The following is a 22,660-nucleotide window of genomic DNA, read 5'->3' as shown; positions in this document are numbered from 1 at the left end:
GTTCAGTACCGGATTCCGCACATCTGCGTGATCCCGGGGCTCGGCAGCGCCCCGGGCATGTGCTGAACTGGGGCGGCCTGAAATCCAACCGTCTCGGGAGCCCTGTTGACCGTCAGCTACCGCCAGCCCGGTGTCGTCCTCACCGACCGCCGTTTCACCGTGCCCCTGGACCACGACGACCCCGGGGGCGAGACCATCGAGCTGTACGCCCGCGAGGTCGTCGCCGGCGACAGGGCGGGCCGGGACGACCTGCCGTGGCTGCTCTACCTCCAGGGCGGTCCGGGCTTCGGGGCGAATCGTTTCGTCGGCCAGGGGGCCTGGCTCGGCCGAGCCCTGGAGGAGTTCCGTGTCCTCCTCCTCGACCAGCGCGGCACCGGCGCCTCCACCCCCGCCAACCGCCAGACGCTCCCGCTGTGCGGCGGGCCCGTCGAACAGGCCGCCTACCTGACCCGCTTCCGCGCCGACTCGATCGTCCGGGACTGTGAGGCCATACGCCCCTCGGTCACCGGCGGCGCCCCCTGGACGGTCCTCGGCCAGAGCTTCGGCGGCTTCTGCGCGGTGAACTATCTGTCGACGGCGCCCGAGGGACTGTCCGCCGCCCTGATCACCGGCGGCCTCCCCTCCCTCGACGGGCACGCGGACGACGTCTACCGGGCCGCCTATCCCCGTATCGAACGCAAGGTCGCCGCGCACTACGCGCGTTACCCCCAGGACGTCGAACGGGCACGGCGGATCGCCGAGTACGTGAGCGTCCACGAGCCGGTCCTGCCGAACGGCTACCGGCTGACCGTCGAGGCCTTCCAGTCCCTCGGCATCCTCCTCGGCGGCGGCGAGGGCAGCCACCGGTTGCACTACCTGCTGGAGGACGCCTTCGTCCCCACTCCTCTGGGCCCGGCCCTGTCCGACGCCTTCCTGGAGGAGGTCCAGGGCCACTTGTCGTACGCCGGGCATCCGCTGTACGCCCTCGTCCACGAGGCCTGCTACGGCCAGGACACCCGCCCCACCGACTGGTCCGCCGAGCGGGTGCGAGCGGAGTTCCCGCAGTTCGACGCGGGCAAGTCCCTCGCGGACGACGGCCCGTTGCTGTTCACCGGCGAGTCCGTGCACCCCTGGATGTTCGACGTCGACCCGGCCCTGCGCCCCCTGCGCGAGACCGCCGAACTCCTTGCCGCCCACACCGACTGGCCGCCCCTGTACGACCGTTCACGCCTCGCCGTCAACGAGGTCCCGGTCGCCGCGGCCGTCTACCACGACGACATGTACGTCGACACGGGCCACGCCCTGGAGACCGCGCGCACGATCCGGGGCCTTCGCACCTGGGTGACGGACGAGTTCGAGCACGACGGGGTGCGGGCTGGCGGCCCCCGGGTGCTCGACCGGCTGCTCGCCCTGACCCGCGACGAGGTGTGACGGCAACCAGGTGTTCAGGCGGCGACGGAGAGTCCGCCGCCGCGCAGCGGGCCCACGGCTCGTCCGTCCGGCAGGAGTTCACCCGTGTCGTCGAAGACGATGGTTCCGTTGCAGAGCAGGTTCCAGCCCTGTTCCGGATGGGCGGTGACGATGACGGCCGCGTCATGGTCCGGGCTGTCGACGGTCGGGCACGAAGGCTGATGGGTGCACATGGTCTCTCCCGCGTCTCAAGGGTCTGCCTCTGTAGTAGCGCAGGTTGTTTTCCTCTGTATGTGGAGACCCCGACACGCCGGGAAATTCATCTGTGAGGTGACGGTTCAGGCAGCCGCCAACTCCGGCCCCGGGGACCGGCGTTCGAGATGCAGCCGCAGTCCCTCCGGTATCACCGTCAGCCGTTCCGCAACCCGCAGCCGGTAGTCCGGGTCGGGCTTGAGGTCGTAGCGGCGCAGGAGCAGGCCGAGGACGAGTGTCGCCTCGTGCAGGGCGAACTGGCGCCCGATGCACGCCCGGGCCCCGGTGCCCCAGGGCTTGAACGCGTGGGCGGGGCGGGAGCGCACGGCCGCCGCGTCGAAACGGTCCGGGTCGAAGCGGCCGGCGTCGGCGCCCCAGACGGCCGGGTCGCGGTGCAGGAGCGGAGCGAGGACCAGCGTCCAGGCGCCCTCGCGCATCGGATGCTCGCCGCCGAGCACCGTGTCGTGGCGGGCCTCGCGGGCGAAGCCGGGCGCAGTCGGCCACAGCCGCAGCGACTCGTCGAGCACCCGGCGCACGTACCGCAGCTTGGCGACCTGGTCGTAGCCGGGGACGGCCGCCCCGCCCCAGACCCGGTCCACCTCGGCGCGGGTGCGGGCGGCGACCTCCGGGTGCCGGGAGAGGTAGTGCAGGGCGAAGGAGAGTGCGCCGGAGGTCGTCTCGTGACCCGCGATGAGGAAGGTGAGGACCTGGCGGCGCACGTTCTCCGGCGCGAGGCGTTCGCCGGTCTCCGGGTGGGCGGTGTCGAGCATGCGGTCCAGCAGATCACCGGTGCCGCCGCCCGTGTCGTCCGACGCCCGGCGGGCCCGTATCAGCTCGTCGACCGTGCGGTTCAGGTACGCAATGCCCGCCTCGTTGCGGCGCGTTGCCCGGCGCAGCAGCAGCGGGGCGAGCGGGGCGGGGACGATGTTCAGATACTGCGCGTGGTTCAGACTCCCCACCATCGCCGTCACGAAGGGGTGCGGGCGCTCGCGCTCGAAGGACCCGAAGTCGTGCCCGAAGCCGGTGCGCGCGATCGTCTCCAGGGTCAGCTTGGTCATGTCGCCGGGCACGTCCACCGCACGGCCCGCGACCAGTTCCCGGTCCCAGTGGTCGGTGAGCCGCTCGGCCACGGCCAGCATCATCGGGTGGTAGCCGGCCATCGCCTCGCGGCTGAAGCCGGGGGCGAGGACGTCGTGCGCGAGTTGCCAGTTGGGCTCGTCGTTGTACGCCGTGAACAGCCCGTCCCCGGCGACCGGACGCAGATTGGCCACCCCGAGGCCCACATGCTTGGCAAAGCGTGACTCGTCCGCGAGGTCGCCGGTGAGATCCGCGCCCCACACGAACACGATCTCCTTGCCGAACGCCCTGCGCCGGAAGATCGGCCCCAGCGGCAGCCCGATCCGCATCGAGTCCTGGAGGGGCGTACGGGGACTGACACCGACCAGGTCGCCGAGCAGCGGAATCCGGTGGGGCGGACGCGGAATCCGGTGCAGCTCCGGCCAGCCCAGCTCGGCACTGCGGAATCCCCTGGACGGAGGAGCGGTCCGGGTCGCCGTCTCGGTCATGACGCCATCTCCCTTGATGCAGGGGTGTGTTGATGCTGTTGTACATGGATTCAATAGCGGGGTCAGTCTGATCCCGCTATTGAATCGGCGTCAAGTAAAGTGCGGACATGGCCGCGAAAGAGGGTGCGCGCACGCGTCGTCGGCTCAGCACCGAGGAGCGCCGGGAGCAGCTCCTCGCGGTCGGGGCGCGACTGTTCTCGGAGAGCCCGTACGACGATGTGTGGATCGAGCAGGTCGCCGAGATCGCCGGGGTCTCGCGCGGGCTGCTCTACCACTACTTCCCGACCAAGCGGGACTTCTTCGCCGCGGTCGTGGAGCGCGAGAGCGAGCGCATGCTGCGGATGACGGCCACCGTGCCGGGCGTTCCCGCGCGTGAGCAGCTCGACGCGAACCTCGACGCCTTCCTCGCGTACGTCGAGGAGCACGCGCACGGCTATCGCGCCTTCCACCGTGCCGACGCGTCCGGCGACCAGGCCGTACGGAAGGTCTATCAGCGGGCGCTGGCCGCGCAGGAGCGGCAGATCCTCGCGGCGCTGACGGCCGATCCGGAGTTCGGGCGGCTGTCCGAGGAGCGGCCCGACCTGCGGCTCGCCGTCCGCGGCTGGCTGGCGTTCACGACCGCCGTGTGCTTGGAGTGGCTGCGCGGCTCGGACCTGTCCCGGCAGCAGGTGAGGGACCTTTGCGCGCGGTCGCTGCTCGGCACCCTCGCGCCCTGAGGTCGCCTGCTCGTGGTCGGTCTCTTGCGGGAGGTGGTTGGCGTACGCCCGGATCTTCGATAAGTTAGGCAAGGCTTACCTAAGGAGATCGGGATGGGTGACAGTCAGACCTGGACGGCCGCGCCCGCAGCGGCGGAACGCGCGCGTTCGGTGCTCGCCGCCGCGTGGTCCTGCGCGGTGACCGCGGACGGCGGACGCGAGGAGTTCGTCGGCGCGCACACCGTCGGCGAGGACGGCCGGATGGTCCTGGACGTACCGGCGGACAGCACGCTGCTCGCCGCCGCCGTCTGCGCCCCACGCGGCGAGCCGTCGGCCGTGCTGGAGTTCGCCGACGTCTCGCCCGTCCCCGTACGCAACCGGATCCGCGCCCGGCTGTGGATGGCCGGCTGGTTCTCCGCCGAGGGGGAGCAGCTCGCGTTCCGTCCGACGCGCGTGGTGCTGCGCCAGACCTCCGGTGCCGTCGTCGTCGACCTCGCCGAGTTCGCCGCGGCCGCGCCCGACCCGCTGGCCACGGCCGAGGCGGGACTGCTGAGCCACCTCGCCGACTGCCACGGCGACGCCGTCGAGCGCCTCACACGTCTGGTCGAACCGGACAGCCTGCACGGCGCCGTCAAGGTCCAACCGCTCGCCGTGGACCGGCACGGGCTCACCCTGCGCATCGAGCGGGCCCGCACCCACGGCGACGTACGGCTGGCATTCCACCAGCCCGCCGACACCGTCTCCCAGCTCACCGAGCGCATGCACATCCTGCTCACCCAGGCCAGCGCCGCCTCCTGCCCCCGCGCGCTACAGCGGCAGCGCACAGACGACGACGGGTGACGCGAACGGCTCGTCCGCGAGCCGCAGTTCACCGCTCGCGCGGTCGACGTGGAAGACGCTGACCGTACTTGAGCGCTGGTTCGCCGCGAACAGCAGGTTCCCGTGCGGCGAGAGGGCGATGTGGCGAGGGAAGTCGCCCGCGACCGGCACCGTGCCGAGGAGCCGGAGACGGGCACCGGCCGCCTCCACGGCATACCGCGTCAGACTGTTGTGCCCCCGGTTCGCCAGGTACGCGTACCGTCCGTCGGCGGTCACCACGAACTGGGCCGGGTAACTCGTGCCCGCACCCGTCCCCGTGGACTGCGCCTCCCCGATGTCCAGGCGCCCGGTGGCGGGGGAGTAGGCGCAGACGGCGACCGTGTTGTCGACCTCGTTGGCAAGGTACGCGTACCGGCCGCCGGGGTGGAAGGTGAGATGGCGCGGGCCCGCGCCCGGGCGGGTCCGGGCGCGCGAGACCTCGGTGAGCGAGCCCCGGGTGATGCCGAGACGGTACGTGTAGACCGTGTCCGTGCCCAGGTCGACCGCCAGGACGTGGCCGCCGTCCGGGCTGGTGAGGAACTGGTGGGCGTGCGGGCCCTGTTGACCCGGGCCAGGCGCCGGACTGGCGTGCGTGACCAGGTCGGTGCGCTCGCCCAGCGCGCCCGAGGCGTCGATGGGGTGCACCGCCACGCTGCCGGAGCCGTAGTCGGCGCTGAGCAGCCACCGCCCGCTGGGATGTACGGACAGATGGCACGGCCCCGCGCCGCCGGTGCTCCGGGTGCCGAGCACCCGGAGCCGCCCGCCCTCGCCGCCGAGCCGGATCGCGGTCACGCCGCCGTCCTGGTGCTCGTTCACCGCGTACAGGGTGCGGCCGTCGGGGTGCGCGGCGAGGTAGGACGGGTCGGCCACGCCCGTGAGGGTTCCGGCGCCGGTGACACGGCCCGAGACCGGGTCGTAGGTCGCGAGGCCGAGGCCTGCGCCGCCGCCCTCGACGGATGTGTAGGTGCCGAGGAAGAGCGGGCGGGGAGCAGCCGGACGGGGGGCGGACGGCGCGGGTGACGCCGGTGCGGGTGCTGCCGGCGTGCCGGCGGGCTCCACCGGGACGGCCGCCATCGTCCGCGCCGGGACCGACGCCGTCGCGGCCGTCCCCGCCGCCGCGCCCACGAACCGGCGCCTGCTCCAGCCACTCATGCCCGCACCCTGCTTCTCCGCCGCGTCGGCCGTGATCGGCCGTCACCGGCAACTCTGACGCGCGTCACCCCTCACATGCAAGAGGAGCAATGTGCGTTGCGCATGCTGCAATGCGAGTACGGCCTACCACTCCCCGTCCTCCACCGGCTTGCCCGTCAGCGGCTTCACCTGCCCCGGCGACGGCGCCTGCCAGGGCTCGTGGTCGTCGCCGAGCCAGTCACCGACCGGCTTCACGGCCGTCAGGGGGTCCGTGGGCGTGAGATCCTCGGCGTCCTCGTCGAAGTAGTCGAACCAGGGCAGGCCGGCCTGCGTGTACGCCGCGCGGTCCACGGGCGACGGGGGCGGGTCCTCCCCGGTGATGCGGCGCCACTCCGGCGGCGTCACGAGGTGCACGAACACGCGTCCGGCAGGGTGCCCGGACCATGCCGTGAGCGGCCGGTCGTCCCGGTAGACCTCCTGGCGCATGGAACCGCCGACGCCCAGACCCATCGCCGCCCCCGACCGCTGCGGCCCCGCCACGCCACCGGGTGCGGGCGGGGCGGCCATCGCCATGGGCGCCATGGGTACGGCCCCGCCGTACCCCCCGGTCGAAGCGACCGCAGCCCGGGCCCGCTCCGCCCGGCGCTGCTCCTCCTCACGCCACCTCACCAGTTCCGCGTCGGTCAGCGGGAACGACTGGAGCTGCACGCCGCCCCACACCTCCTCGCCCGTGACCTGGCCCTCGACGGTCGCGCCCAGCCCGAGCGGCACCGCCACGAACTGGCGGACCGTACCCTTGCCCGAGTTGATGCCATCGAGCCAGGGCTGACGCGGCAGCACCACGTAGTTCTGCGGCTTCCTGGACAGCCGGTCGCTCCACGGCTCGCCCGACACCGCGCACACCTTGCCCACGCCCACCTGCAACGCGGCGGGCTGCGTCGTGCCCCCGAAGCTCAGCCACATCGCCTCGCGCAGATACACCGGCAGCAGCACCCCACCGCGCGCCCGCCAGGCCTCCGGCACCGTGTCGGCGTAGTCGGCGACCCGGCGGACCGGGAACTCGCCCAGCCCCGGAGGCAGCGGATGCGTGCCGGTCTCCGGCAGGCGCAGAGTGCGGATGAACCGTACGGCCACACCGCCCGGCAGTCTGAGTGTGTTCCCGTCGATCCGCACACCGGAGTCACCCATGCGCAGCCCCCTCAATCCCGGTTGGTGCCAGTCCTTCTGTTCTATGTGACTTCGTCACATAGAACGACGTGACACCGCCTTGTGGTTCCTGCCCGGCACGCGCACATGTCTCATGTACGTCCCCAGCCGGGTCACCCAGGGCATCCGCTCCCGCTCCTCACGCGTGCAGCGGTCCAGTTCCTCCAGCAGCCTCCGCGAGCGGTGCTCGGTGTCCAGCTCGTCGAGGATGCGGTTGACCTCGGTCAGGACGGCACCGTGCAGCTGCCACTGCCCCGCGTCCTGCTGGATCTCGGCCAGGAGCAGCTGGGCGAGCTTGTCGCGGGTGGCTGTCGCGGCCTGGAGCTCGGTGGCGAGGCGGTTCTCCGCCGACTCGGCGCTGACACTGACGTCGGTGGTGACGAGGACCGCGAAACTGACCACCGCGTCGGCGATCTCGGCCAGCAGCCGCTCCAGCGCGGCACCCGTCTCCGGGGCGAACAGCCGCTCCGGCTCCCGTTCCTTGGCCAGGTCGGTGAGGCTGCGGGCGAGGACACGCAGGACGACCGTGCAGATCTCCAGTGTGTCCAGGCCGGTGCGCAGCACCACCCGGTGCAACAGGCCTTCCCGGACACGCGGGTTGAGCCGCAGGCTGTCCTCGGCCTGTTTCAGGGCCGCGTCCACCTCGACGATGTCGTGGTCGAGCCGACGGGCCTCGTGCAGCCGGGCGGTCGCGTGGTCCACGGGGGTGCGGCCGGCGGCCTCCTCACCCATACGCAGCATCAACTGCCGTACCCGGCGCGCCAGCCCCTCGATGGACTCGCCGGCCGCGTCCACCCACACCGGTGGAGCGAGCAACAGGTTGAAGGCGAGCCCGACGACCGCGCCGATCAGGGTCTCCAGTACCCGCGCCCAGGCCGTGTCCCCGACCCGGGTGACGCCCAGTACCAGCATCGCGCTGATCGCCACCTCGGGCACGAACTCGCTGACCCGCACCAGATGCCCGACCGCCAGCGAGGCCAGGATGATCAGCCCGAGGCTCCACCACGTCAGGCCCACCAGCACACTGAAGCCGATCGCGATGACGACCCCGGTGACCACGGAGTTCACCCGGCGGATGCCGGTGGTGATGGTGGCGTAGAGGGTGACCTGGACGACCAGGAGCGCGGTCAGCGGGGCGGTGAGCGGCGCGGCCTCGGGACTGAAACGGAGCGCGACGACGTACGCGATCGTCGCGGCTGCCGCCGACCGCAGGGACTGCACGACCACGGGCTCGCGGCGCTTTCGCACGAACCGGACGACGGACGCCGCCCACTCACCTGGTACCACTCGCATGCGCACGCCTCCCTTCCCACAAAGGAACCGAGCCTACTCAGCGAAGCCATCGAGCGCGCGGCAGGCGGAGGGAGGCATTCCTCACGTGATCGGGGAGTTTCCCGCGTTGACCAAAAAATTGTGGATCTTCGGGGCCGCCGGGTGATCTCCTGGTGCGCATGATGGGCGATCTCGATTCCGTGCACACGCAGGCACTCCGTCATGTCGCCGACGTCTCCGCCGGCCCGGCCGTGCCCCCTGACCTCCGTGTCACCCTGAACTTCCACCCCGACCGGACGGTCCGTGAACTGCCCCTGCTGCGGGCGCTGGCGCAGGACGGCTTCTACCGCTCCCAGTTCGTCACCGGTACCAGCAACGGCGGGCTCACCGCCCGTCCCGGCGGGGACCGCTGGCGCTGGGAGAGCCGGATGTTCGCCGGGGTGTACGACAGCGCGCCCGCCCAACAGCGGCCGGTGTACGGCGCGTTGAACTTCCGTCACCAAGTCGTGGGCGCCGCACCGAGGTTCGGCTCCTCGCATTTCCGGCTGACCGGCGGCGCCCTCGCCAGGGCCACCTTCTGCTACCCGGACAGCGCGACGGAACCCGACCACTTCGGGGTCGCCGCCGGTATGTCCCTCGTCGCCCTCGCCGAGGCGGACACACAGGACGCGCTCGACGACTACATCGAGGCCCAGGTGCACGGCCCTGTCGCGCTCGCCCGGGACGTCGAGGCGCTGGTCCTCGACGCGAGCTATCGCGGCACCCCGGTGGAGAAGGCGGCCCGCACCCTGCCCGTGCCGCTCGAATGGCACCCCGGATACCGGCTCTCCGTAGGGGAGTTGCGCCACCACGCCGACTACCGGGGACCCGAGTACGTCGAACTGGGCGCCCGGATCGCCGAGGACGGCCGTCTCGACCCACGGATCATCGGCGACGCGGCACGCACCGGCCGCCATGAACTCCAGCACCTGAAGATGGTGTGGCACTGCCTCGCCCGGTTCGGCGCCCCCGAGGGCGCGGGGACCGCCTGCTTCGCCTAGTTTCCTCGCACCTCTGGTCTGTCCTGCGCGGGCGGGTACGGCCGGCGTCACGTTCCGTACCCTGTTCCAGGGCCGTACGCAGGACGCGGGCGCGGCCGGTCGGGACAGGGGGCGCGGACGGTGACCGATTCGTGGGAGCGGGCCAGGCAGGTCCTCGTATCGGCGGGGCTGCCCCCGGACCGCCTAGCGGACTGCCGTCCGCTCACCGGCGGGACGTACAACACCGTCGAGGAACTCCGTCTGGTCGACGGCGACAGGTACGTCCTGAAGATCCCGCCGCCGGAAACGGTGCCGGGGCTGCGCCACGAGGCCCAACTGCTCCTCTCCGAGGCGGAGTTCTACCGAGCCGCCGGTACGGTCGGCGTACCGGCGCCGAGTGTCGTCACCCTCGGGGACGGCCACCTGCTGATGACCGCCTACCCCGGCGACCCGTGGGACGACTCCGCGACCGGCGCCGAGCGGGCCCTGCTGAGGGGGGAGCTGGGCGGCCTGGTGGCCCGTCTGCACGAGGTCACCGGGCCCGCCTTCGGTTACCCCTCCGGCGCCCTCGGCCCCCTCGCGCCCGACTGGCGTACGGCCTTCACGGGGATGCTCGACGCCGTGCTCGACGACGCCGTTCGCTACGACGCCTGGCTGCCTGTTCCGGCGGACGAGGTGACCCGTACCCTCCGGGGCGCGTACGACGCCCTCGACGAGGTCACGGTTCCCCACCTGGTCCACTTCGATCTCTGGCAGGGGAACATCCTGGTGGACCGTTCGGTGGGGGCGCCCCGGATCGGCGGCCTCATCGACGGTGAGCGCATGTTCTGGGGCGACCCGGTGGCCGACTTCGTGTCGCTGGCTCTGCTGGGGGACATCAGGAGTGACGAAGCATTCCTGATGGGCTATCAGGAAGCGGGAGGGCGCGTCGAGTTCGACGAGGCGACCTGCCGGCGGCTTGCTCTGTACCGCGCCTACCTGTACCTGATCATGCTGACCGAGACCGTGCCGCGGGCTGTGGGGGAGGAGCGCGTGAAGTGGGCACGAGAGGTGGTGGGGCCCGCGCTGGTGGGGGCGCTGGATGATCTCCCACCCGCGCACCGCCCGTACTAGGCGATCACTGTCGGCGGGGAGCGGGAGATGATCGTGCCATGAGTGAGATCATCCTGATGTCCGACGCCAAGGTGGCCGCCGTGCCGGTCGAGGAGCGCGGGGAGCGTCTGGTGGACGTGCGAGGCGCTCTGCTCACCGACGACCGGAAGCAACGGGAGTCCGGCGGCGCCCAGTTCCGGTTGCGGCAGAGCGTCCTCGACCGGCTGCTCGACGCGCAGAAACTGCTCCCCGACGGCGTACGGCTGCTGTTCGTCGAGGGCTACCGCCCGCCCGCTCTGCAACGCCACTATTTCGAGGGGTACTCCGCCGAACTGCGCGCCCAGCACCCGGACTGGCCCGACGACCGGCTCCGCGCCGCCGCCAGCCGCTATGTCTCCCCGCCCGAGATCGCTCCGCACAGCGCGGGCGCCGCCGTCGACCTGACCCTCGCCGACGCCGACGGCAACGAACTCGACCTGGGCACCGCCATGAACGCGAACCCCGAGGACAGCGCGGGCGCCTGCTACACCCACGCCGACAACATCGGCGTCGAGGCCCGCGCCCACCGGGAGTTCCTGGGCAAGGCCCTGAGCGAGGCCGGACTCGTCAACTACCCCACGGAGTGGTGGCACTGGTCCTACGGCGACCCGTACTGGGCCCTGACGACCGGAGCCCCGGCCGCGCTGTACGGCTCCGCGGAACTCGACGCGGGCTCCTCCTGATCGGTGGTCCGGTGGTCCGGCGGATCGGTGGCCTGGTGGACCATCGACTCGGTGACTCGGTGACTCGGTGACTCGGTGACTCGGTGACTCGGTGACTCGGTGACTCGGTGACTCGGTGACTCGGTGACTCGGTGACTCGGTGACTCGGTGGCCGAATGGCCCGGTGGCCGAATGGCCCGGTGGTCCGGTGGCCGAGTGGCCGAGTGGCCGAGCGGATCAGTGGCTAGACCGCGAACGCGTCGACGCCGGTCAGACGCGCCGACAGCTCCCACAGCCGCGCCGCCTGCTCGGTGTCGACCGCGTAGTCCCGTACGCCGCTGCTCTGGTCGCCCGGCGTTGCGGGCTCGGCGATGTCGCAGTCTTCGCAGTAGACACCGCCCGTTCCGGCCAGCTGCGGGGAGGTCGCGGCCCAGACCTGCGTGGCCGCACCCTGCTCGGGTGTCTTGACGCCCGCCAGGTCGGCCAGGTTGCCCTCGGCGTCCCGCCAACCGCGCTCGATCTGCTCGGCGATCGGGATGTGACGCTGCAGCGGGGTGAAGATGGCGCCGGGGTGGAGCGAGAAGGCCCGTACACCCTTGTCGCGGCCGAGCCTGTCCAGGTGGACGGCGAACAGGACGTTCGCCGTCTTGGCCTGGCCGTACGCCTCCCACTTGTCGTAGCCGCGTTGCCAGTGCAGGTCGTCCCAGCGGATGCCGGAGAAGTGGTGGCCGCGCGAGGAGACCGAGACGACGCGTGCGCCGCCGGGTTCGATGGCCGGCCACAGCCGGTTGACGAGCGCGAAGTGGCCGAGATGGTTCGTCGCGAACTGGGCCTCCCAGCCCGGCCCGACCCGGGTCTCGGGGCAGGCCATGATCCCGGCGTTGTCGATCACGAGGTCGAGGGTGCGCCCGGAGGCGAGGAAGCGGTCGGCGAAGGTGCGCACGCTCTCCAGGTCGCCGAGGTCGAGCGCGTCCACCTCGACGCCCTCGACGCCGGCCAGCGCGTCCCGGGCGGTCTCCGGGCGGCGGGCGGGAACGACGACCCGGGCGCCCGCCCTGGTGAGAGCGCGCGTCGTCTCCAGGCCGAGACCCGAGTAGCCGCCCGTGACGAGCGCGAGCTGCCCGGAGAGGTCGACGCCCGCGAGGACGTCGTCGGCGGTGCTCCGGGCGTCGAAGCCCGAGCCGACCCTGTGCTGTGTGGTGGTCATGCACGGCACGCTACGAATTGGAGTGCGCACGAAGTCAAGCCGTGCCGCCGCCCTCCCCGGGGCCCTTCCCGAGGTCCGGCGGCAGTCTGCGCTCCCGGGTCCAGGCCAGCAGGTCGTCCACCGGCCAGGTCGTGACCACCCGCTCGGCCGGTACGCCGCACTCCTCGGCGCGGGCGCAGCCGTGGATCTGCCAGTCCAGCTGGCCGGGCGCGTGCGCGTCGGTGTCGATGGAGAACAGCACACCCGCCGCCACGGCCTGCCGCAGCAGTCGGCGCGGCGGGTCGAGCCGCTCGGGCCGGCTGTTGATCTCCACGGCCGTGCCCGTCTCGGCGCAGGCGGCGAACACCGCGTCCGCGTCGAACTCCGACTCGGGCCGCTCGCGCCCCCCGCCCCGCTCGCCCCGCCCGCCACCGCCACCCCGGGGCTCCGGGCCGGCGAGCAGCCGCCCGGTGCAGTGCCCGAGCACGTCCGAGTGCGGATCGCGTACGGCGGCCACCATCCGGCGGGTCATCGCGCGTGCGTCCATGCGCAGCTTGGAGTGCACGGACACCACCACGACGTCCAGCAGGTCCAGGAGCTCCGGGTCCTGGTCCAGGCAGCCGTCGTCGAGAATGTCGCACTCGATACCGGTGAGCAGCCGGAACGGCGCCCAGGTCGCGTTGAGTTCCCCGACCAGGGCCAACTGTTCGCGCAACCGCTCGGCGGACAGGCCGTGTGCCACCGTGAGACGCGGTGAGTGATCGGTGAGCACGGCCCACTCATGCCCGAGCCGCGCAGCAGTGCGGCCCATCTCCTCGACCGGGCTGCCGCCGTCCGACCAGTCGGAGTGCAGATGACAGTCCCCGCGCAGCAGGGCCCGCAGCCGCTCCCCGTCCCGGAGCGGCGGGGTCACCCCCTGCTCGCGCTCCAGCTTCTCCAGGTACCCGGGCACCTGCCCGGCCAGCGCCTCCCGCACCACCTGTGCGGTCTTCGGGCCGATGCCCTTGAGCGACTCCAGCGTGCCGGTGTCGGCCCGCTGCCGTATCTCGTCCGGGGGCAGCGTCGCCAGCACGTCGATCGCGGTACGGAACGCGCGTACACGATACGTCGGCGCCAGGGAGCGCTCCAGCAGGAAGGCGATCCGGTCCAGCGCCTCGACGGGATCCATCGCCATGACCGTCGTCACCTCCGCCTCCAGCGTCGCGCGGGCTCGGCGGATCCGCACCACGGAGGGGCGGAGGTGACCGTTCCGGAACCGTCCGTGGCCGGTACATGATGGCCGGATTCGCTCTACGCTCGATGCATGACCGAAATAGCGAGCCCCTACATCGCCCATCCGCGGATCATGGTGCTCGGGGTGCAGCCGGGCGTCCCGCCGTTCCGGATCGTGGAGATCGACGGTGAGGTGGCCGGAGCGGCACGGACGCTCACCGATGTGCTGAGGGTCGCCGCCTCGGCCGGCATCACGGTTCATGATCTCGACGATCCTGACGCGGTCCGCTGGGTCGGCGGCGACAAGCTCACCTGGACGAGGTCGAGGTAGCCGGCCCCGGCGGGCCGACTCACCTCCGGGCTACGCCCGCCGCTGCTTGGGTGCGTGCACCGCGCGGCTGAGCCGACGGCCGATGAGCAGGTAACCGATCAGCGCACCCGTGGTGTTGAGGATGACGTCGTCGACGTCGAAGGCGCGGCCGGTGATCAGCGCGCCCTGGGCCACCTCGACCATGAGCATGACGAACGCGGTCAGGAACACCACCCGCAGAACTCCCCGTGTCCGGGGCGCGATGACGGGCATCAGAATGCCGAAGGGGACGCCGAGCAGCAGGTTTCCGCCGATCTGCCGGATGGCGTCCCGCATTTCGGGCTGGTCGAGGTAGGCGCGCAGCGAGCGGCCCGGATGGAAGTTGGTGTGGGTCAGCGCCACGGACGCCGGAGACGGCTCCAGGGTCAGCCGGGCCAGGATCACGGCGAACGCCACCATGAACACGAAGGCACACAGAACCGTCAGCACCCGGGCCAGGAAGGCGAACGGCCGACGCTTCGGCGGAGCCGGCTCGGGCGGCGGCTCCGGGGCGGCCTTCGGGGCCCTCCGGATCTTCGACGAGAACCTCGACGAGAACCCCGACGACACCTTCGACGACTTGGGTGTGGACTTCGGCTGCGACTCCGGTGCGGACTTCGGTGGGATCTTGGGCGGCTTGCTCTCCGCCTTCGCCGGGCGCAGGCGCGCGGCGAGGGTGCGCGGAGCTGATCGGGCCATCAACGTCCTCCGGTCTTCAACTGGTCCCCGTGCAACGGCAGCTACCCCCGAACAGGCCGAGAATGCCGCTCCGGCCTGCCCGGATCCCAGGATCCGGGCAGGCCGGCTTCCCTCAGGTCCCGTACGTCACCTTCACGTCCGTGAAGCCGAGGGAGCCGAGCAGGCCCTTGAGCATGCTGGTCGTGTTCTGTTCGGCACGCACGGTGAGTTCGCTCTCCTTCGCCGCGTCGCCGATGTGCTTGGCCGCCAGCTTCTGGACGGCCTGTTCGTCGTTCGGGTTGTCGGAGAAGAGATCGGTGATCCGGTCGAAGATGCCGCGCTGCTTGGAGACCGCATAGGAGCGGTCGGGGTCCAGCGCGGGCTTGCCGAGTGCCGCGTGCGGCAGCCGGAGCGTCGCGGACGTGCGGTCCTTGTTGACCGTCACGTCGTTCTTCGCGAGCTTGCCGAGGTCGACATAGGCGTCGACCGTGCCGGCACCCACATAGAGAACCCGGGTGCCCTTGATCGCGTCGGGCAGGTACTTGGTGTCCTTCTCCAGGTCCACCACGATCTGGAAGTTGCCGGACGCCGCTTCGTAACGGCTCATGTCCTGGATGGATTCGAGGAGCGCGGGTCCTGACCGGTCGTGCGTCTCCTCGCCGAAGATGTCCCCCAGCCCCGGCAGCACCGCCAGCCGGAGCCCGGCCAGCAGCAGCGCGAACACCAGCACCACGCCACTGAGCACCTTGGCCCAGAGGGGCATGCGTCGCACGGCCTTGATGGGCGTCGTCATGGCGACGGACCTCCTTCTTCTACGTACTGGACCGCATGCCCGCCAAAGGCCTTGCCAGACCGTTCTGTTGACGTATCGCAACAATAGAGAGGCGGGCGGCTACCGGAGCGCGCGGTCGCCCGACCCGCGCGACCACCACACCCCTTCACCGTGCGTGAGCCCCGGCAACCGCAGTTCGGCCTCGCGTACCCGCCGCGCGGCCAGTTCACCTGTGAGGTGCCAGACGGCGCTGCCGCCCGTGGTCCGGCCGAACTCCGCGCCGAGGGACGCGAGCAGACCGGTAACCGGCGCCAGCGCGCTCGACGGGATCTCCAACTCGAAGGCGTGGTAGGGCTCGTACACCCGCGTCCCGGCCCGCTGCAGGGCGCGGCGCAGTACCACCGGCGTGAGCGCCCGGAAGTCCCCGGCGGTGCTGAGCGGCCCGACGAACCCCGAGCGGACGAGGACGACCCGGCAGTCGGTGACCGGCCACTCGTGCGGGCCGGCCAGTAGACCGGCGTGGACGGAGTCCTCGATCGCCTGGTGGAACGCGCGGGGGAGCGCGCCGAGTTCGGTCTCGTGCGTGAACACCGCGCCCGAGCCGAGAGCCCCCGGCTCGACCCGCAGCCCGACGGTCGCGAAGCAGCGGGCGCGGTCGAGCCATGGATTCTCCTCGGACGCCTCTCCGGTGCCCGCGGGCCGCTCCAGGAACCGGACGCGGCTCGGCTCGAACTCGGCGTCGACGCCGAAGTCCTGGGCGAGGGTGGCGGCGAGGACCTCCTTCTGCACCTCGCCGTAGAGCAACAGCGCGGTGCTTCCGTCGGCCGCGGGTTGGGCGTGGGTCAGCGGGTCCTGGTCGGCCAGGGTCAGCAGGGCCGAGCGAAGGCGCGCCGACTGCTCCGGGCGGCGGGCCCGGACCAGGGTCTCCAGGGTCGGGGGCGCGAACTGTGTTGCTCGGGCGGTGAGTTCGCCGAGACGGTCGCCGACCCGGACCGCGCCGAGACCGGTCAGGGCGGCGATGTTCCCGGCGGTGAGCGGGCCCCGGCGGCCGATCACCTCAAGACCGGTGACCCGGCCGTGGACCTCGCTGGTCCGGCCATCGGCCTCGCGCCGCAGGAACATCAGCCGCTGACGTTCCGTCACTTCACCCTCGTACAGCCGCAGATACGCCGTCCGCCCGCCGTCCGGCGCGGGGCGTACGGCGAACACAGTGCCGCGTGGGGCCTCGTCCGCGCCGGTCGGGGCGGGCCGGGGGATCAGTCGGGTCAGGGCGTCGACGAGTTCGGGTACGCCCTGGCCGCCCAGCGCGGAGCCGAAGAGGAGGGGGTGGAGCGAGCCGTCGGCCGTGCGGGCGGCCAGGGCCTTGTCCAGCTCGGCCGGGGTCGGCGAGGGACCGTCCACGAGCGCTGCGAGAACGCCCAAGTCGACCTCGGCGATCGCCTCCGCCGAGGCCGCGGCCGTGAGAGGGCGGGGCCGGGTGCGGGCGGCCGGAGTGCCCACGCCGTCGACGTCGGTGAGGGGGACGACGTGCGGGGTCAGGCGGTGGCGGATGTCCGCGAGCAGGGCCTCGGACCGCGCGCCCGCACGGTCGATCTTGTTGACGAAGACCAGCGTGGGCAGCCGCAGCCGCCGCAGCGTCCTCATCAGCACGCGTGTCTGCGCCTGGACGCCCTCCACGGCGGACAGCAGCAGCACCGCGCCGTCCAGGACCTCCAGGGCGCGTTCGACCTCGGCGACGAAGTCGGAGTGCCCCGGGGTGTCGATGAGGTTGATCTGGGTGTCACCGGCCGTGAACGCGGCCACCGCCGAGCGGATGGTGATCCCGCGCTGCCGCTCGATCGCGCCGTCGTCCGTCCGGGTGTCACCGGCGTCGACGCTGCCGAGCCGGTCGATCGCACCCGCGTCGAACAGCAGCCGCTCGGTGAGACTGGTCTTACCGGCGTCGACGTGGGCCAGAATGCCGATGTTCAGGGTGTGCGGGATGTGCGGGGTCCGCAATGTGCGCATGGGTGGTCGAGTCCTCGAGAACGGTGTTCCGGCATGGGCGGAGGGTTCCGAGGAAACGGCGCATTCCGTGCTCCTGAGGTCGGGGAGATTCGGCCGTGGTCATCATGGCCCGGCCCCGGCGGCCGGCCGCAACCGAATATCCCGGCCGGTGGCGGACCGGGAAGGTCAGTAGCATGGGCACCGGCCGACCGGAATGATCATGCTAGGAGCAGATCGTGCGAGACATCGCCGTGTTCAGCGGTAGTGCCCATCCCGAACTGGCCGCCGAGGTCTGCGAGCATCTGGGGGTGCCCCTGCGGCCCGCCCAGGTCAGCCGGTTCGCCAACGACTGCCTGGAGGTCCAGCTCCAGGCCAACTGCCGCGAGCGGGACGTCTTCCTGATCCAGCCGCTGGTCACGCCGGTCCAGGAACACCTCGTCGAACTGCTGATGATGTGCGACGCGGCGCGCGGGGCGTCGGCGGGCCGGATCTCGGTCGTCATGCCGCACTACGCGTACGCCCGCTCGGACAAGAAGGACATGCCCCGTATCTCCCTCGGTGGACGCCTGGTCGCGGACCTGCTGGTGGCGGCCGGCGCGAACCGCGTCCTCGCGATGACCCTGCACTCGCCGCAGGTCCACGGCTTTTTCTCGGTCCCCGTCGACCATCTGCACGCCCTGCGTGAACTCGCCGAGCACTTCCGCCAGTACGACCTGTCCCGCACGACGGTCGTGTCGCCGGACCTCGGCAATGCAAAGGAGGCCGCGCACTTCGCCCGGCTGATCGGCGCCGAGGTGGCCGCCGGGGCCAAGCAGCGGTTCGCGGACGACCGGGTGAGTATCAGTTCCGTGATCGGCAAGGTCACCGGGCGGGACGTCATCGTGCTGGACGACGAGATCGCCAAGGGCAGTACGGTCCTCGAACTCCTCGAACGACTAAGGGAGTTGGAGCCGAGGTCCATCCGGGTCGCCTGCACCCACGGGCTGTTCGCGGCGGGCGCGCTCAAGCGGCTGAGCGAGCAGCCGGACGTGCTGGAGATCGTGTGCACCAACACCGTGCCGATCCCGGAGGAGGAGCGCACCGAGAAACTGCGGGTGTTGTCGATCGCGCCGGCTCTCGCCGAGGCCGTGCGTCGCATTCACAACGGTGAGTCCGTCAGCGCCCTGTTCGACGCACCGGGAACCTAGTGGACAGGGGTGTGCGGCTGGTCCAGCCGATCGCCATGGAGGAGGGGTTGAAGTTCCCTGTCCGGAAGGGCGGCCGGACGGTGGGCGCGGGTCAGGTCACGAAGATCCTGAAGTAGCCGTGCCGTGCCGTGCCGGACCGATCCGTGCCGTGGTCGGTGGTGGTCAGGTGCGGGTCATAACGTGCCGGAAGTGGTCTCGGGCAGCTCCAGGGCCGCGTCCAGGGATGCCACCGTCGGCAGCACCTTGGCCAGGCCGGTGACCTTGAGGACGCGCAGCGTGAGCGGGTGCGTGCAGACCAGGTGGAGGCTGCCGTCATGGGCCAGTACCCGGTGCCGGGCCCGGTACAGCAGGCGCAGCCCCGAGCAGTCGAAGAACTCGACATCCGTCAGGTCGATCACGATCCGGGCGTCCGGATGCCCGGTCGCCGCGTCCAGGTGCGGGATGATCTCGACGGCCGCGGCGATGTCGATCTCGCCGTGGAACTCCAGCACCGTGTGGCCGCGGTCCTGGTGGACACGCAGATACCGGGTGGGCGGTGGAGGATCCTGCTGCACGACGACATCGCCTCCAACCGGCTGTTGTGATGGTGGAACCAGCCAGTCACCGGGGGCCGGGGTGACGTCGTGCGATGAGCGTAGACGTACTACCGGGCCCAGGTGAGCGCAACTGAGTGTCCCGCCCTGCAAGTTACCCTCGTTGGAGTGAATTTGAGCATGTTCGATTGACATATGTCTTCGAAATTGAAGCGTGTCTCGCGCACGTCTTTCCGTGATCCGTGAGTAGGGGCTACGACAGCGCGTGCCAGGCCCTGGAGAGTGCCTGCCGGAACTGGTCCGCCTGGTGTGACGTGAGGTCGCGGATCATCCGCTCCTCCAGCTCCCGTACGGGCTCGGTGAAGCGGTCGAGCAGCTCGCGGCCGGTGTCGGTCAGCAGGATCAGCAGTTCCCTGCGATTGCGCGGATTGCGCTCCCGGCGCACGAGCCCCCGGTTCTCCAGGGACCGGACGAGATCGGCGATGGACTGCGCGGTGACGAACGAGTCGCGGGCCAGCTGGGCCGCGGAGAGGCCGTCGTGTCGCTCCAGGACGGTGAGGGAGGTGTACTGGAGTGCGGTGATTCCAGCCGGCCTGACCAGCTCGTCCAGATGGGAGCGTACTACGAGCTCCACCTGCTTGACCATGTAGAGCAGTGAGGGGGGCGCCTTGGTGCTGACCATGGATTCAGATTAGAGCATTGACAGGAAACCTGTCTGTAATCAGACTGCGGACCAACAGGAATCCTGTTGATTGAAATCTTGGCAATGAGGCTGAGGAGTGGGGATGACCACCTTCGAGATCGAACCCGGTCGACTGTTCGTCGGAGGACAGTGGCGCGAGGCGGCGGACGGAGCACGCACCGAGGTGGTCGACCCGTCCCGGGGCACGGTCGTCACGAGCGTGGCGGAGGCGTCGGCGGCCGATGTGGACGCGGCCGTACGTGCCGCGCGGGAGGCCTTCGACAACGGCCCGTGGGCCGCGACGACCGGACGCGAGCGCGGCCGGATCCTGAACCGGGTCGCCCAGCTGATCCGGGAGAACGCGGACGAGATCGCGCAGCTGGAGAGCCTCGACGTGGGCAAGCCGATCAGCCTGTGCCACGCCGTCGACGTGACGAACGCGGCCAACGACTACGAGTACTTCGCCGCCCTCGCCTTCTCCCTCGACGGCGCGACCCGCGAGACGGTCCACAACGCACTCGCCTACACCAAGCGCGAGGCCATCGGCGTCGTCGCCGCGATCACCCCCTTCAACTTTCCCCTGATCCTCGCCGGTTCGAAGCTGGGCCCGGCGCTGGCCGCAGGCAACACGGTGGTGCACAAGCCCGCCGACGAGACCCCGCTCAGCGCCCTCTACATGGCCAGGCTGTTCCAGGAGGCGGGCGTCCCGGACGGTGTCGTCAACGTCGTCACCGGCACCGGCCCGGTGGCCGGCGAGGCGCTGCTGCGGCACAACGGCGTCGACAAGATCGCCTTCACCGGCTCCACGGCTGTCGGCCGCCACGTGGCGAGCGCCGCGGGCGAGGCGCTCAAGCCGGTCACGATGGAGCTGGGCGGCAACGCGGCGCACATCGTCTTCGAGGACGCCGACGTGGAGAAGGCGGTCGGCGCGGTCATCAAGGGCTTCGTCTTCAACACCGGCCAGTTCTGCATGGGCGGCCCCCGCCTGCTGGTCGCGCGCCCCGTGTACGAGACCCTGATCGGCATCCTCGCCGACGCGGTCCCCGGGGTGCCGGTCGGCGACCCCCGGCAGCCCGAGACCGTGGTCGGGCCGATGGCGGGGGAGAAGCATCTGCGCAAGGTCGAGGAGTATGTCGCGCTGGCCCGCAAGGAGGGTGCGCGGATCGTCTGCGGCGGCGAGCGGCTCGACCTGGACGGTGGCTACTACTACAAGCCGACGGTGATCGCCGATCTGGCCAACGACTCCCGGGTCGTCCAGGAGGAGATCTTCGGCCCGGTCCTCACCGTCCAGCCCTTCGACTCCGAGGACGAGGCGGTCCAGCTCGCCAACTCCACGCCGTACGGCCTGGCTTCGGGCGTCCAGACCACCAACCTGGCCCGCGCCCACCGGGTCGCCAACCGGCTCCAGGCGGGCATCGTCTGGATCAACGACTGGGCGATGCTCGACCCCGCGATCCCCTTCGGCGGTGTGAAGGACTCCGGCTTCGGCCGCGAGTACGGTCCCGAAGCGCTCGCCGCGTACACCAAGGTCAAGTCGGTAGTCGTCTCGCTCGACTGAGTACGCGCCCGACCCGCCGACCCACCCATCTTCGCCAACTCGTAAGCCCTTGAGCCCGTAAGGGAGTTCACGATGTCCATCACCACCCGCGCCGCGGTCGTCGAGTCCGGCGGTGCGCCCTTCACCCTCTCCGACGTCGAGCTGGCCGAGCCCGCCCCCACCGAGGCGCTCGTACGTCTGGTCGCAACAGGCCTGTGCCACACGGACCTCGGTGTGGCGAGCGGCGGACTGCCCTTCCCGCTCCCCGGAGTTCTGGGACACGAGGGCGCCGGCGTCGTCGAGGCGATCGGCTCCGCCGTCACCGGGATCGAGCCCGGCGACCACGTCGTCCTGTCCTTCACCTCCTGCGGCGGCTGCCGCAACTGCCGTGACGGGCACCCCGCCTACTGTGTGGCCTGGCTGCCGCTGAACCTCCTCGGGGGCCGGCGGGCCGACGGCACCGCCACGATCAGCCGTGACGGCACGGAGCTGGGCGGCCACTTCTTCGGCCAGTCCTCGTTCGCCGAACGGGCGTTGGTCGATCAGCGCAGCCTGGTCAAGGTCGACCCGGACGTACCGTTGGAGTCCATCGCCCCGTTGGGCTGCGGTGTCCAGACCGGTGTCGGCGCCGTCTGGAACGTGCTGAAGCCGGGCATGGGCAGCACGGTTCTCGTCCTCGGCGCCGGTGCGGTGGGCCTCTCGGCGGTCATGGCGGCTGCGCTCACCCCCGCGACCAGGATCATCGCCGTGGACAGGGTCGGTGAACGTCTTTCGCTGGCAAGGGAGTTGGGCGCCACCCACACGATCAACGCGGGCGAGGCCGACCTCGGCGAGGAGATCGCGAAGATCACCGACGGTCAGGGTGTCGACGGCATCGTCGAGACCACCGGCAACGTCGCCGTCCTGCGCCAGGGCGTCGACGCGCTCGCCCAGCGGGGCACGCTCGTCGTGGTCGGCGCCCCGCCCTTCGGCACCGAAGTCGCACTGGACGTCAACGGGATGCTCGGCGGCAAGCGCGTCGTGGGCCTCACCCTCGGCGACGCCGAGACCCAGACGTTCATCCCGGCCCTGGTCGACCTGGTGAAGGCGGGCCGCCTCCCACTGCACCGCCTGATCAGCACCTACCCGTTCGCGGACATCGACCAGGCGGTACGGGACATGGGCGCGGGCAAGACGATCAAGCCGGTACTGACCTTCGGCTGACCCTGCGATCCGCGTGAGGTTTCTTCGGCCCCGCCGCCCCTACCCGTCCCATCCCGTCCCTGGGGGCTGCGCCCCCAGACCCCCGCTTTCGGCCCTGAAAGGGCCTCGTCCTCAAACTCCCCCAGAGGGGGGACCCCCAACGGGCTGAAAGATCC

General features: G+C 71.1%; 22 protein-coding genes and 1 pseudogene. 11 read left to right on the top strand and 12 right to left on the bottom strand.

What is annotated here, in order from left to right; all coding sequences use genetic code 11:
- Nucleotides 1-105 precede the first annotated feature (105 nt).
- Nucleotides 106-1,410, top strand: coding sequence for an alpha/beta fold hydrolase (locus tag G3I56_RS28080; protein ID WP_164413687.1), 1,305 nt, complete (start codon nucleotides 106-108; stop codon nucleotides 1,408-1,410).
- Between the two features lie 14 nt (nucleotides 1,411-1,424).
- Here G3I56_RS28080 and G3I56_RS28075 read toward each other — a convergent pair whose 3' ends face one another.
- Both G3I56_RS28075 and G3I56_RS28070 read right to left on the bottom strand, forming a co-directional pair.
- Nucleotides 1,425-1,622 carry a DUF5999 family protein gene (locus G3I56_RS28075; RefSeq protein ID WP_164413685.1) on the bottom strand — a complete coding sequence of 66 codons (198 nt, stop codon included), beginning with the start codon at nucleotides 1,620-1,622 and terminating at the stop codon, nucleotides 1,425-1,427.
- 105 nt (nucleotides 1,623-1,727) lie between these two features.
- A complete protein-coding gene (locus tag G3I56_RS28070) occupies nucleotides 1,728-3,206 on the bottom strand; it encodes a cytochrome P450 (RefSeq protein WP_164413683.1) in 1,479 nt (492 codons plus the stop codon).
- 107 nt (nucleotides 3,207-3,313) lie between these two features.
- Here G3I56_RS28070 and G3I56_RS28065 point away from each other — a divergent pair, with 107 nt between their 5' ends.
- Nucleotides 3,314-3,922 (top strand): TetR/AcrR family transcriptional regulator, encoded by a 609-nt coding sequence (locus G3I56_RS28065; RefSeq protein ID WP_164413681.1) that lies wholly within the window; start codon nucleotides 3,314-3,316, stop codon nucleotides 3,920-3,922.
- Between the two features lie 93 nt (nucleotides 3,923-4,015).
- The gene (locus tag G3I56_RS28060; RefSeq protein ID WP_164413679.1) at nucleotides 4,016-4,741 is read left to right on the top strand and encodes a DUF2470 domain-containing protein; all 726 of its coding nucleotides are present in this window, start codon (nucleotides 4,016-4,018) and stop codon (nucleotides 4,739-4,741) included.
- Here G3I56_RS28060 and G3I56_RS28055 read toward each other — a convergent pair.
- The 3 genes from G3I56_RS28055 to G3I56_RS28045 all read right to left on the bottom strand — a co-directional run bounded on the left by G3I56_RS28055 (nucleotide 4,709) and on the right by G3I56_RS28045 (nucleotide 8,389).
- Nucleotides 4,709-5,911: a lactonase family protein gene (locus G3I56_RS28055; protein WP_203690827.1), complete on the bottom strand. Its 1,203-nt coding sequence runs from the start codon at nucleotides 5,909-5,911 to the stop codon at nucleotides 4,709-4,711. The two genes, G3I56_RS28060 and G3I56_RS28055, sit on opposite strands and share 33 nt — an antisense overlap.
- A 123-nt stretch (nucleotides 5,912-6,034) precedes the next feature.
- Complete coding sequence (locus G3I56_RS28050; RefSeq protein ID WP_164413677.1) at nucleotides 6,035-7,078, bottom strand: hypothetical protein; 1,044 nt, start codon at nucleotides 7,076-7,078, stop codon at nucleotides 6,035-6,037.
- A gap of 54 nt (nucleotides 7,079-7,132) precedes the next feature.
- Complete coding sequence (locus G3I56_RS28045) at nucleotides 7,133-8,389, bottom strand: aromatic acid exporter family protein (RefSeq protein ID WP_164413675.1); 1,257 nt, start codon at nucleotides 8,387-8,389, stop codon at nucleotides 7,133-7,135.
- Between the two features lie 158 nt (nucleotides 8,390-8,547).
- On the opposite strand from G3I56_RS28045, the gene G3I56_RS28040 reads away from it, so the two are divergent.
- The 3 genes from G3I56_RS28040 to G3I56_RS28030 all read left to right on the top strand — a co-directional run bounded on the left by G3I56_RS28040 (nucleotide 8,548) and on the right by G3I56_RS28030 (nucleotide 11,201).
- Entirely contained in the window at nucleotides 8,548-9,408 is an 861-nt protein-coding gene (locus G3I56_RS28040; protein ID WP_164413673.1) for a DUF3626 domain-containing protein, read from the top strand.
- 120 nt (nucleotides 9,409-9,528) lie between these two features.
- Entirely contained in the window at nucleotides 9,529-10,500 is a 972-nt protein-coding gene (locus tag G3I56_RS28035) for an aminoglycoside phosphotransferase family protein (RefSeq protein WP_164413670.1), read from the top strand.
- 38 nt (nucleotides 10,501-10,538) lie between these two features.
- Entirely contained in the window at nucleotides 10,539-11,201 is a 663-nt protein-coding gene (locus G3I56_RS28030; RefSeq protein WP_164413668.1) for a M15 family metallopeptidase, read from the top strand.
- Nucleotides 11,202-11,424: 223 nt separating this feature from the next.
- Here G3I56_RS28030 and G3I56_RS28025 read toward each other — a convergent pair whose 3' ends face one another.
- On the bottom strand, nucleotides 11,425-12,387 hold the full coding sequence (locus tag G3I56_RS28025; protein WP_164413666.1) for an SDR family NAD(P)-dependent oxidoreductase: 963 nt from the start codon (nucleotides 12,385-12,387) through the stop codon (nucleotides 11,425-11,427).
- 34 nt (nucleotides 12,388-12,421) lie between these two features.
- Nucleotides 12,422-13,534: a PHP domain-containing protein gene (locus G3I56_RS28020; protein WP_164413804.1), complete on the bottom strand. Its 1,113-nt coding sequence runs from the start codon at nucleotides 13,532-13,534 to the stop codon at nucleotides 12,422-12,424.
- Nucleotides 13,535-13,669: 135 nt separating this feature from the next.
- Here G3I56_RS28020 and G3I56_RS28015 point away from each other — a divergent pair, with 135 nt between their 5' ends.
- On the top strand, nucleotides 13,670-13,909 hold the full coding sequence (locus G3I56_RS28015; RefSeq protein ID WP_164413664.1) for a hypothetical protein: 240 nt from the start codon (nucleotides 13,670-13,672) through the stop codon (nucleotides 13,907-13,909).
- A 30-nt stretch (nucleotides 13,910-13,939) separates the two neighbouring features.
- Here G3I56_RS28015 and G3I56_RS44120 read toward each other — a convergent pair whose 3' ends face one another.
- From G3I56_RS44120 to otr(A), 3 genes are all read right to left on the bottom strand, one after another.
- Nucleotides 13,940-14,626 (bottom strand): VanZ family protein, encoded by a 687-nt coding sequence (locus G3I56_RS44120; protein WP_239135136.1) that lies wholly within the window; start codon nucleotides 14,624-14,626, stop codon nucleotides 13,940-13,942.
- Between the two features lie 112 nt (nucleotides 14,627-14,738).
- Entirely contained in the window at nucleotides 14,739-15,398 is a 660-nt protein-coding gene (locus tag G3I56_RS28005; RefSeq protein ID WP_164413662.1) for a DUF4230 domain-containing protein, read from the bottom strand.
- Between the two features lie 99 nt (nucleotides 15,399-15,497).
- Nucleotides 15,498-17,384 carry a tetracycline resistance ribosomal protection protein Otr(A) gene (otr(A), locus tag G3I56_RS28000; RefSeq protein WP_164413660.1) on the bottom strand — a complete coding sequence of 629 codons (1,887 nt, stop codon included), beginning with the start codon at nucleotides 17,382-17,384 and terminating at the stop codon, nucleotides 15,498-15,500.
- A gap of 215 nt (nucleotides 17,385-17,599) precedes the next feature.
- On the opposite strand from otr(A), the gene G3I56_RS27995 reads away from it, so the two are divergent.
- Together G3I56_RS27995 and G3I56_RS27990 are read left to right on the top strand one after the other, a co-directional pair.
- Nucleotides 17,600-18,550, top strand: a complete 951-nt coding sequence (locus G3I56_RS27995) for a ribose-phosphate pyrophosphokinase (protein ID WP_164413658.1) — start codon at nucleotides 17,600-17,602, stop codon at nucleotides 18,548-18,550.
- Nucleotides 18,551-18,561: 11 nt separating this feature from the next.
- A pseudogene (locus tag G3I56_RS27990) lies at nucleotides 18,562-18,666 on the top strand (hypothetical protein); the annotation flags it as partial.
- A gap of 57 nt (nucleotides 18,667-18,723) precedes the next feature.
- Here G3I56_RS27990 and G3I56_RS27985 read toward each other — a convergent pair.
- Entirely contained in the window at nucleotides 18,724-19,104 is a 381-nt protein-coding gene (locus G3I56_RS27985) for an anti-sigma factor antagonist (RefSeq protein ID WP_164413656.1), read from the bottom strand.
- A 232-nt stretch (nucleotides 19,105-19,336) separates the two neighbouring features.
- On the bottom strand, nucleotides 19,337-19,765 hold the full coding sequence (locus G3I56_RS27980) for a MarR family transcriptional regulator (RefSeq protein WP_164413654.1): 429 nt from the start codon (nucleotides 19,763-19,765) through the stop codon (nucleotides 19,337-19,339).
- Nucleotides 19,766-19,868: 103 nt separating this feature from the next.
- On the opposite strand from G3I56_RS27980, the gene G3I56_RS27975 reads away from it, so the two are divergent.
- Both G3I56_RS27975 and G3I56_RS27970 read left to right on the top strand, forming a co-directional pair.
- The gene (locus G3I56_RS27975; RefSeq protein ID WP_164413652.1) at nucleotides 19,869-21,323 is read left to right on the top strand and encodes an aldehyde dehydrogenase family protein; all 1,455 of its coding nucleotides are present in this window, start codon (nucleotides 19,869-19,871) and stop codon (nucleotides 21,321-21,323) included.
- A 72-nt stretch (nucleotides 21,324-21,395) separates the two neighbouring features.
- Nucleotides 21,396-22,505: an NAD(P)-dependent alcohol dehydrogenase gene (locus G3I56_RS27970; RefSeq protein WP_164413650.1), complete on the top strand. Its 1,110-nt coding sequence runs from the start codon at nucleotides 21,396-21,398 to the stop codon at nucleotides 22,503-22,505.
- Nucleotides 22,506-22,660 lie beyond the last annotated feature (155 nt).

The organism is Streptomyces sp. SID12488, assembly GCF_010548275.1.
In the GTDB taxonomy this organism is placed as follows: Bacteria; Actinomycetota; Actinomycetes; order Streptomycetales; family Streptomycetaceae; genus Streptomyces.
The sequence above is the reverse complement of the archived record's forward strand: the minus strand, read 5'-3'. Positions and strand labels throughout refer to the sequence as shown.

Excerpts from the sequence above, each read along its gene's own strand:
- G3I56_RS27970 (WP_164413650.1), top strand. The coding sequence starts at position 21,396 with ATGTCCATCACCACCCGCGCCGCGGTCGTCGAGTCCGGCGGTGCGCCC.
- G3I56_RS27980 (WP_164413654.1), bottom strand. The coding sequence starts at position 19,765 with ATGGTCAGCACCAAGGCGCCCCCCTCACTGCTCTACATGGTCAAGCAG.
- G3I56_RS28040 (WP_164413673.1), top strand. The coding sequence starts at position 8,548 with ATGATGGGCGATCTCGATTCCGTGCACACGCAGGCACTCCGTCATGTC.
- G3I56_RS28015 (WP_164413664.1), top strand. The coding sequence starts at position 13,670 with ATGACCGAAATAGCGAGCCCCTACATCGCCCATCCGCGGATCATGGTG.
- G3I56_RS44120 (WP_239135136.1), bottom strand. The coding sequence starts at position 14,626 with ATGGCCCGATCAGCTCCGCGCACCCTCGCCGCGCGCCTGCGCCCGGCG.
- G3I56_RS28030 (WP_164413668.1), top strand. The coding sequence starts at position 10,539 with ATGAGTGAGATCATCCTGATGTCCGACGCCAAGGTGGCCGCCGTGCCG.
- G3I56_RS28005 (WP_164413662.1), bottom strand. The coding sequence starts at position 15,398 with ATGACGACGCCCATCAAGGCCGTGCGACGCATGCCCCTCTGGGCCAAG.
- G3I56_RS28055 (WP_203690827.1), bottom strand. The coding sequence starts at position 5,911 with ATGAGTGGCTGGAGCAGGCGCCGGTTCGTGGGCGCGGCGGCGGGGACG.
- G3I56_RS28020 (WP_164413804.1), bottom strand. The coding sequence starts at position 13,534 with ATGGATCCCGTCGAGGCGCTGGACCGGATCGCCTTCCTGCTGGAGCGC.
- G3I56_RS28060 (WP_164413679.1), top strand. The coding sequence starts at position 4,016 with ATGGGTGACAGTCAGACCTGGACGGCCGCGCCCGCAGCGGCGGAACGC.
- G3I56_RS28070 (WP_164413683.1), bottom strand. The coding sequence starts at position 3,206 with ATGACCGAGACGGCGACCCGGACCGCTCCTCCGTCCAGGGGATTCCGC.
- G3I56_RS28065 (WP_164413681.1), top strand. The coding sequence starts at position 3,314 with ATGGCCGCGAAAGAGGGTGCGCGCACGCGTCGTCGGCTCAGCACCGAG.
- G3I56_RS27975 (WP_164413652.1), top strand. The coding sequence starts at position 19,869 with ATGACCACCTTCGAGATCGAACCCGGTCGACTGTTCGTCGGAGGACAG.
- G3I56_RS28075 (WP_164413685.1), bottom strand. The coding sequence starts at position 1,622 with ATGTGCACCCATCAGCCTTCGTGCCCGACCGTCGACAGCCCGGACCAT.
- G3I56_RS28050 (WP_164413677.1), bottom strand. The coding sequence starts at position 7,078 with ATGGGTGACTCCGGTGTGCGGATCGACGGGAACACACTCAGACTGCCG.
- G3I56_RS28025 (WP_164413666.1), bottom strand. The coding sequence starts at position 12,387 with ATGACCACCACACAGCACAGGGTCGGCTCGGGCTTCGACGCCCGGAGC.
- G3I56_RS28045 (WP_164413675.1), bottom strand. The coding sequence starts at position 8,389 with ATGCGAGTGGTACCAGGTGAGTGGGCGGCGTCCGTCGTCCGGTTCGTG.